General features: G+C 68.3%; 8 protein-coding genes and 1 pseudogene. All 9 read left to right on the forward strand.

What is annotated here, in order from left to right; all coding sequences use genetic code 11:
* The coding region (locus I6U14_RS10580; RefSeq protein WP_296899161.1) for a GMC oxidoreductase at window positions 1–1039 on the forward strand (1039 nt) is incomplete at its 5' end.
* Window positions 1036–1503 carry a hypothetical protein gene (locus tag I6U14_RS10585; protein ID WP_296899162.1) on the forward strand — a complete coding sequence of 156 codons (468 nt, stop codon included), beginning with the start codon at window positions 1036–1038 and terminating at the stop codon, window positions 1501–1503. The genes I6U14_RS10580 and I6U14_RS10585, both read left to right, overlap by 4 nt.
* Before the next feature lie 56 nt (window positions 1504–1559).
* Entirely contained in the window at window positions 1560–4289 is a 2730-nt protein-coding gene (locus tag I6U14_RS10590) for a glycosyltransferase (RefSeq protein ID WP_296899163.1), read from the forward strand.
* 56 nt (window positions 4290–4345) lie between these two features.
* A complete protein-coding gene (locus I6U14_RS10595) occupies window positions 4346–4606 on the forward strand; it encodes an acyl carrier protein (protein WP_296899164.1) in 261 nt (86 codons plus the stop codon).
* 192 nt (window positions 4607–4798) lie between these two features.
* Window positions 4799–5104 carry a hypothetical protein gene (locus I6U14_RS10600; RefSeq protein ID WP_296899165.1) on the forward strand — a complete coding sequence of 102 codons (306 nt, stop codon included), beginning with the start codon at window positions 4799–4801 and terminating at the stop codon, window positions 5102–5104.
* Window positions 5105–5540: 436 nt separating this feature from the next.
* Window positions 5541–6344 carry a hypothetical protein gene (locus I6U14_RS10605; RefSeq protein WP_296899166.1) on the forward strand — a complete coding sequence of 268 codons (804 nt, stop codon included), beginning with the start codon at window positions 5541–5543 and terminating at the stop codon, window positions 6342–6344.
* 150 nt (window positions 6345–6494) lie between these two features.
* A complete protein-coding gene (locus I6U14_RS10610) occupies window positions 6495–7034 on the forward strand; it encodes an AraC family transcriptional regulator ligand-binding domain-containing protein (protein WP_296899168.1) in 540 nt (179 codons plus the stop codon).
* A gap of 90 nt (window positions 7035–7124) precedes the next feature.
* Window positions 7125–7511: a helix-turn-helix transcriptional regulator gene (locus I6U14_RS10615; protein ID WP_296899169.1), complete on the forward strand. Its 387-nt coding sequence runs from the start codon at window positions 7125–7127 to the stop codon at window positions 7509–7511.
* A gap of 284 nt (window positions 7512–7795) precedes the next feature.
* Window positions 7796–8159 (forward strand): annotated as a pseudogene (locus I6U14_RS10620) (hypothetical protein); the annotation flags it as partial.

The following is an 8159-nucleotide window of genomic DNA, read 5'->3' on the forward strand; positions in this document are numbered from 1 at the left end:
CTTCGGTGAGCACTACCGCGCGGAGTTGGAGCAGGCCCGAGACATCCGTGTGATGCTGCACGTCAATGTCACCCGCATCGCCGGCCTGCCTTCGGCGGCGGCGGTGGACCACCTGCGCATACAGACGCTCACCGGCCGCCGCCACCGCGTCCATGCCAAGCGCTACGTGCTCGCCGCCGGCGGCATCGAGAATGCCCGGCTGCTGCTCCTCTCGGACGACGTTATGCCGGCTGGCCTCGGCAATCAGCACGACATGGTCGGGCGCTGCTTCATGGAGCATCCGCACCTGGGAGGCTTCGCCGACGTGGTGATCGCCGACCTGCGGCGCCTGCCCCCCATCTACCGCAAGCAGGTGATGGTGGACGGCCGCGCCGCGCGCGTTTCCTATGTGCCGGACCCCGATTATCTGCGGCGCACGCGGCGGCTCAATATCTCCTTCACCATGTCGCCCATCAGCGAGCTGCGCGACGACGCAGCAACGCGCGCCGATCCGGCCCTCAGCCAACAGCTCGACATGCTCGCGGCCGCCCGGCCCTTCCTCGTGGATCACCGGCCTTCGCCACAGCCGGATATTCCCGCCGCCACCGGCGTGCGCATGGGCATCGGCTGCTCCTGCGAGCAGGTGCCCAATCCCGACTCCCGGGTCATGCTCGCCCGCGATACCGATGCGCTTGGCCTGCGGCGCACCCGACTCGACTGGCGGCTCACGGAGCAGGACCGCCGCAGTCTGGTGGGCAATATTGAGGCATTGGGTGCCGCCCTCGCCGCTGCCGGCATCGGCCGGCTGCGCCCGAAGCTTGCAGACGACGGGATATGGGAGCAACGGGTTGCCGGCGGCTCGCACCACATGGGCACCACCCGCATGAGCGACGACCCCAAGCGTGGCGTGGTCGACCGCAACTGCCGGGTGCACGGCATCGACAATCTCTACGTCGCAGGCTCCTCGGTGTTCCCGACATCGGGCTCCGCGAACCCGACCCTGAATGTCCTGGCGCTGGCCTACCGATTAGTGGATCACTTGCAGGGGCAGCCGGTATGAGCACGGCCGTAAGCAGGTCAGAAAACGACGCATCGGGCGTCGACCGACGCCGGTTTATCGCCGCGGCAATGGCCTTCACCACGGGCGCGCTGGCTTGGCGTGGCGCCGGCGCCGATGCCCCCGCGGGCGCTGACGGGGCCAATGCCGGTGCATCAGCGCTGCTCGCCCCCTTGACCGCATCGGCCGCTGCTGCACGCATCGGCAACGCTTATCTCGCGGCCCAGGCGCAGGCGGCGAGCCCTGACCGGCTGGTGCGCGAGCTGGGCCAGGCCCTGACGGCAGCCACGGGCTCGGTCCCGAGCACGCCGGAGGCCATGCTCACGGCCCTCACCAGCCTGATAGCGGCGGAGTACTGCAGCACCCCACCGGTCCGCGCTGACGGCTGGCTGCTGGCGCCGAGCGAGGCCAGGCTCTATGCCCTCGCCGCGCTTGCCGGCGGCGCCGACGATGCGGTGCAGCCGTAGACAGGACGCTTACCGCTCGGCAAAAAGCCGAAAACGGCCCAGGAGGCCGTCAGCCCATGAGCCGGACCATCAGCATCGCCATACCGCTGCTCATTGCCGCGCTCACGGTGGGGCTTTGGGCTTTGATGAACCAGCCTTCCGCGGAGCCGCCCTGGCCTACCCGCATCCAGGGTTACTCCTTCTCTCCCATGCGCGCGGACGATGATCCCACCCGTCGCGTCTACCCATCCGCTGCCGAGGTGAACGAGGACCTGGCCCTGCTCCAGGACGAGGTCCATGCGATCCGTACCTACACCCTGGAGGGCCCGATGCACGAGGTGCCAGGGCTCGCCGCCGGGCATGGGCTGAATGTCTCCGTGGGCGCCTGGATCGATGGCAACCCCAAGACCAACGCCGTGCAGCTCGACCTGTTGGAGGCGCTGTTGCGCGAGGGCCATCGCAACATTGTCCGGGTCTTCGTCGGCAACGAGGTGATCCTGCGCGAGGAGCTGAGCGTCAAAGCGCTGGGCGCGCATCTAGACCGCATCCGCCGTATCACCGACATACCCGTGGGCACCGCCGAGCCCTGGCACATCTGGCTGAAGTACCCGGAGCTGGCTCGACACGTGGACTTCATCGCTGTGCACTTGCTGCCCTACTGGGAAGGGGTGCCCATCGACCAGGCCGTCGACTATTCCTTCGAACGGCTGCGGGAGGTTCAGCAGGCCTTCCCGAACAAGCCGGTGATCGTCGGTGAGGTGGGCTGGCCCAGCAACGGCCGCCGCAACGAGGGGGCTGAGCCCTCGGTGGTCAACGAAACCCGCTTCCTGCGCCGCTTCCTGGCCCGGGCGGAGCGCGAAGGCCTGGTCTACTACGTGATGGAGGCCTTCGACCAGCCCTGGAAGCGGCGCATCGAGGGCCCCATCGGCGCCTATTGGGGCGTCTACAATGTGGACCGGGCGCCCAAGTTCGCGCTCACCCAACCGGTGGTGCGCATCCCCAACTGGCACGAGCTGGCGGCCCTGTCGGTCGGCATCGCCGTCCTGCTGCTGGTCTTCCTCTACCGCGACAGCGCGACCCTGTCCTCCTCCGGCAAGGGCTTCCTGGCGCTGGTGACCTATGCCATCTCCACCGCGGCGGTGCTGCTGGTGTACGACTACACGCGCCAGTACATGACGCCGCTGACCACGGTCGTGGGCGTGCTGCTGCTGATCGGCGGCGCCGGTGTGCTGGTGCTGCTGTCCGCAGAGGCCCACGAGTGGGCGGAATCGCTCTGGCTCAAGCGCTGGCGGCGGGCCTTCCCGCGGCGTGAAGTGCCCGACGCCTGGCTGCCGATGGTGTCGGTGCACGTGCCCGCTTACAACGAGCCACCAGCGCTGCTGATTGAAACCCTCGACGCCTTGGCCGCGCTGGACTATCCGCGCCTCGAGGTCCTGGTCATCGACAACAACACCAAGGACCCGGCCGTGTGGGAGCCGGTGCGCGACCACTGCGAGCGCCTCGACCGGCAATATGGCCAGCAGGCAAGCGATGGCCAGCGGCGGCGCTTTCGCTTCTTCCACGTCGACCCCTTGGCGGGGTTCAAGGCGGGGGCGCTGAACTTCGCGCTTCGCGAGACCGACCCCGGCGCGGGCATCATCGCCGTCATCGACGCGGACTACCTGGTGCAGCCGCGCTGGCTGCGGGACCTGGTGCCTGCCTTCTTCGAGGACGATGTGGCCATCGTGCAGGCGCCGCAGGACTACCGCGACGGCCACGAGAACGCCTTCAAGGCCATGTGCCTGGCCGAGTATCGCGGCTTCTTCCACATCGGGATGGTCACCCGCAATGAGCGCAACGCCATCATCCAGCATGGCACCATGACCATGATTCGCCGCGCACCGCTGGACGCTGCCGGGGGCTGGGCCGAGTGGTGCATCACCGAGGACACGGAGCTCGGCCTGCGCCTTTTCGAGCACGGCCACAAGGCGCTCTACATCCCCGCCACCTATGGCCGAGGACTGATCCCGGATACCTTCGCTGACTTCAAGAAGCAGCGCTTCCGCTGGGCCTACGGGGCCGTGCGCATCCTCATCGCCCACCGCCGCGAGCTGCTGGGCCTCAAACGCACCCGGCTCACCGCAGGTCAGCGCTGGCACTTCCTGGCCGGCTGGCTGCCCTGGTTCGCGGACGGCTTCAACCTGCTTTTCAACTTTGCGGCCCTCGCGTGGACCATCGCCATGGTGCTGGAACCGCACCGGGTGACGCCGCCGTATATGAGCATCGCGGTCATCCCCCTGGTGCTGTTCGGCTTCAAGATGGTCAAGAGCTTCGTGCTCTACCGCCGGCGCGTGGACGCGAGCTTCCGCCAGAGCCTGGCGGCGGGGCTGGCCGGGCTCGGCCTGTCGCACACCATCGCGCGGGCGACGGCGGCGGCGCTCGTGTCCGGCAAGCTCGCGTTCTTCCGCACGCCCAAGCTCGCGCACGCACCGGCACTGATACGGGCGCTGGCGGATGCGCGGGAGGAGCTGCTGCTGCTTATTGCCTTCTGGCTCGGGGCCTTTGCTGTGATGCAGCGCGACGATGCCGGGATGCTCGATGTCCGCGTCTGGACGGCCGTGCTGCTGGTACAGTCGGTGCCTTATCTGGCGTCTCTGCTGATCTCGCTGATCAGCGCCATGCCCAAGCTCCCGGCCGGGCTCGTCGGCCCGCTCACGGAGATGCGCGAGGTGCCCGCGGCCAGGCCCGCAGCCGAGACCGATGCCAAGACCGCGGCAGTCGGGACCGCCGCGTCGGCCGGCACCGCGCCGCGTATGCGCGATGGCTGAGCCCGGCTGGGCGTGCCATCATTGGCTGCCCGTCAGGCCTCTACATCGACACTGACATGTCACGCTTAGGGCACGAGCCGCTGCAGGAAACGGTGCTGGACGCGCTCACCGGCGTCGCCCCGGACATCGATCCGGCCGCGCTGGACCCGGATGTCAACTTCCGCGACCAAACGGAGCTGGACTCGGTGGACTACCTGAACTTCGTCATCGCCTTGGAACAGGCGCTCGGCGTGCACATCCCGGAGCAGGACTACCCCAGGCTCTCGTGCCTGCGCGGCTGTCTCGACTATTTGCCGACGCTGACCGCGGCCGACTAGAGAAAGGCCGATTTGTTGGCGCTTCCTATGCGGGCCAGGACGTCCCGCCATTTTCAGCGATACCGGATGGAATCGCCCAGAACTTGCGCAATGTCATTGCGGCGTGCTTGAATCTAAGTGCGCGGCCCTACACGCAGTCGCAGCAACACAATAACCGACGACAACACCGCCTTGCGGAGGATGACAATCACAATGACCGACGCCACCACCACCCGGTCCAGACGCTCCCCCTTGACGCACCTGCACAGCCTGCGTAGCGGCCTTGTGCAGCTCGATTTCGAAGCCACCAGCATCCAGCTCGTCGCCGTCGGTCTCTTGGTCGGCATGGCCTCGCTGCTGATTCTTGAGCCTGCAGCGCATCGCAACACCGACACCACCACCGAGCGGGTTGCACGCATCTCTCCGGTGGGCGAGGTCCGCATAGCCGCCAATGAGGCCCCTGCAGCTCCCGGCGGTGTGGCCACACAATCGGCTCTGGCCGCCGGCAACGGTTCCTGAAGCGACGTTTGCCGCCACAACGGGAGCCCGCGGCCCATTGAATCGCGACTGAGCGCCACTCGTCCGGCATCCTGATGCCCAACGCAGCATCCGTACCCCGCGGCGTCGCGTCTGCGCTGCGCGCCGCTTGCTGACGTTTCGGCAACACAGCCCGCGCGCCGCCGCTTCCGCCCGCTCGGCCTGTCGTACGTAACAGTCGCCCTTTGCGCCCGGACATCCCGCGCTGGGTGACAGTGCATGGGCCGCGGCCGGCCAAGCCGCTATGCCACTGAACCGACCCAGCCCAAAGCCACGGCAAGCCCGTGGCGACACCAGGAGGCGCGTCCTCAACGCCTCGCTGGTCTACCTGCTTGTATTTTTGGCTGTGCCTGCTCTAGCGGAGTGGGCCCCGGACCCCCGCGGCGCCCGCTCCGCGCCAGACCCCGGCGGCTTACGCGTGCTGGTGCGCTACGGCGACGCGTGCAAGCCTGAGCTGATCATCGGCCGACTCGCCCGGCAGCGCACAGTGCGGGTGCCCTGGGGCGAGGTGCGCGTGTCAGTCGACGGCAGGCTCGTCGCCATCGGCGAGCAATCCCCAGGGCAGCGGGTCCGCCTCACCGAGCACGCCGTCGCGGCCCTCAAGGAAGGCGATGAGGCCAGCATCAGCGTCGGCGACCATGAGCTCCGGGTCTACCTGACGGGCTCCCGCGAGGCCATCAGTGCCATCGGCCTCCACTGCCGCGAGGACGAGTCGCTGCCCGGGCAGCGACGCACGCACTGGACTGTGGTCAGCGGCGACATCGGCGCCGGCTGGGCCGCGGCGGTGATGGACATCGTACGCGCCGTGGGCGCCACCGGGCTCGTGATAGAAGCCAACGGCGCCGACCTCGCCGAGGCGGAAAAGCTCGGCCGCTGGATCCGCGACCGCGGCCTCAACACCGCGGTCACAGGCGACTGTGCCCTGGCCTGTCTCCAGGCCTTCGCCGGCGGCGTGCTGCGGTTCATTGCCCCGCAAGCTCGCCTCGGCCTGCAGCACCTGCCGCTGATGCGCGGCGCCGGCGGCACGCGCGGCGCCGTGGTTCGGCAGACCGGCTATCTGCTCGGCCTCGGCATCCAGCAGGCCGAGGCGGTTGCCGAGCGCGCAGCGGCCACGGCGCCAGACAGGGTGGACTGGCTCAGTGCCGACGAGGCCATTACGCTAGGCCTCGCGACTGAGTTTGGCACGCCCGGTGGCGTTGCGGCGATCTCCGCACCACGCTGAAGTCCGCCTGCCGCTACCAGCCCCTCCCGAGACTCTGATTTCTTGGCCTTGTCGTCGCAAAAATCAGCACGCGATCCACAAAGCGTCCGGCGAATCGCCTCGCAGGCAGACGCGTCAAGCATCGCCGGCACGCCGCGGACACAACCCCTAGTGGCCGAGGGGACCGTGCGCATGGCGCCGCTGCTCGACCTACCAAAGCTGCTCGCAGAGTACGGCGTGGAGTCCGCTGCCACGCTCCGTGCGGCGGGCGTTGAGCCTACGCTCTTCGCGGATGAGGACAACAGCATTGCCTTCAGCGCCGCGGGCCGGCTGCTCGCGCAGGCCGCGGCGGACAGCGGCTGCACCACCATCGGGCTGGCCCTAGGCCGTCGGCTCGGGCTCGACGTGCTGGGCGTGCTCGGGCATCCGGCGCGCTTCGCGCCCGACGTCGAGACCGCGCTGCGGGCGTTGATCCTGCACCTGCATCTGCACGACCGCGGGGCGGTGCCAGCACTCTGGGTGCGCGGGGGCAATGCCCTATTCGGCTACAGCATCTACTGTGCAGACGTGCCCGGAACGCAGCAGGTCTACGACTGCGCACTGGCAGTGTGCAACAACATCGTCGGCGAGCTTGCGGGCGACGGCTGGCAGGCTACGGAAGTACGCCTGTTCAGGGACGCCCCCGAACAGCTGGCACCCTACCGGCAGTGATTTCGCGCACCACTGCGATTCCAGGCGCAGCAGGCCGCCGTCGTCTTCCCCGCCGCGGACCTGAAGCGCCCGCTGCCGGCAGCGGATCCGGTGGCCTACGCCGAGGCGATGCGCCAGCTGGAGTCTCTCGACAGCCGGAGTGGCAGCCGGCTGGCCGACAAGGTACAGCGCGTGCTCCGGCAACTCTTCACCACCGGCGATCTGGATGCCACCCATCGCGAAGGCCTGGCCCGGCTCTTCGCCATCCATCCCCGGACCTTGAATCGGCGCCTGCGATCGGAGGGTACATCCTTCGATGCCCTGCTGACCACAACGCGCTACGAGATCGCACGCCACCTGCTGCGCGACACGGGCCTGCCCACCATCGAGATCGCCCGCAGGTTGGGCTACAGCGATTCCGCCGCCTTCGGTCATGCCTTCCGCCGCTGGTCCGGTACCACCGCCACCGCGTGGCGGTCCAATCACGCGCCGACCTGAGCGATCGTCCGAATCGCCGGCACCGATTCAGGCGACCCCGATGCCGAGCGTCAGGCGCTGGCGTCAAAGTTGTCGCGAATGATCAATTCATGCCGAGATTCCTCGGCTAACTTTTCAGCAATCGCCTTCGGGTATTCCGCAGCCGGAGCGTCCCAAGTAGACGCCGGTGACTAGCCGTCCTGGCCAAGAAGCGGACGCGCGATCCGACCTGCGAAGGGTGCGGAGCACGCGCGCGACACACCGTTGGCGAACGATTCATTTCGACCCGCATGCTGGAGCAACCGATGCCCGATCTCGTGCGCCATTCGTCCGCCGCGGTGCTGCTCGCCGCAGCCCTTTGCACGGCGGTCGCCGACACAAGTGCCGCGGCCAGCGAGGCCCAGCGCTGGCAGTTCCACGTCGTGCCCTACCTCTGGTTCCCTGCGGTCGATGCAAGCGCCGACGTCAGCATCCCGAGCCTGCGAGGGGCGACCGGCGATGAGCTGGGCCCGGTCAGCATCAGCACCGACGTCGGCCCGAGCGACTACCTGGACAAGCTGGACATGGCCTTCATGGCCATGGGAGAAGCTCGCAGGGGGCCTTGGTCCATCTACACCGACGTGCTCTACACCAGCTTCGGGAGCTCGGAGACCAACCTGCGCCGGGTGA

The organism is Thiohalocapsa sp. (assembly GCF_019695415.1).
GTDB lineage: Bacteria > Pseudomonadota > Gammaproteobacteria > Chromatiales > Chromatiaceae > Thiohalocapsa.

Excerpts from the sequence above, each read along its gene's own strand:
- I6U14_RS10595 (WP_296899164.1), top strand. The coding sequence starts at position 4,346 with ATGTCACGCTTAGGGCACGAGCCGCTGCAGGAAACGGTGCTGGACGCG.
- I6U14_RS10585 (WP_296899162.1), top strand. The coding sequence starts at position 1,036 with ATGAGCACGGCCGTAAGCAGGTCAGAAAACGACGCATCGGGCGTCGAC.
- I6U14_RS10600 (WP_296899165.1), top strand. The coding sequence starts at position 4,799 with ATGACCGACGCCACCACCACCCGGTCCAGACGCTCCCCCTTGACGCAC.
- I6U14_RS10590 (WP_296899163.1), top strand. The coding sequence starts at position 1,560 with ATGAGCCGGACCATCAGCATCGCCATACCGCTGCTCATTGCCGCGCTC.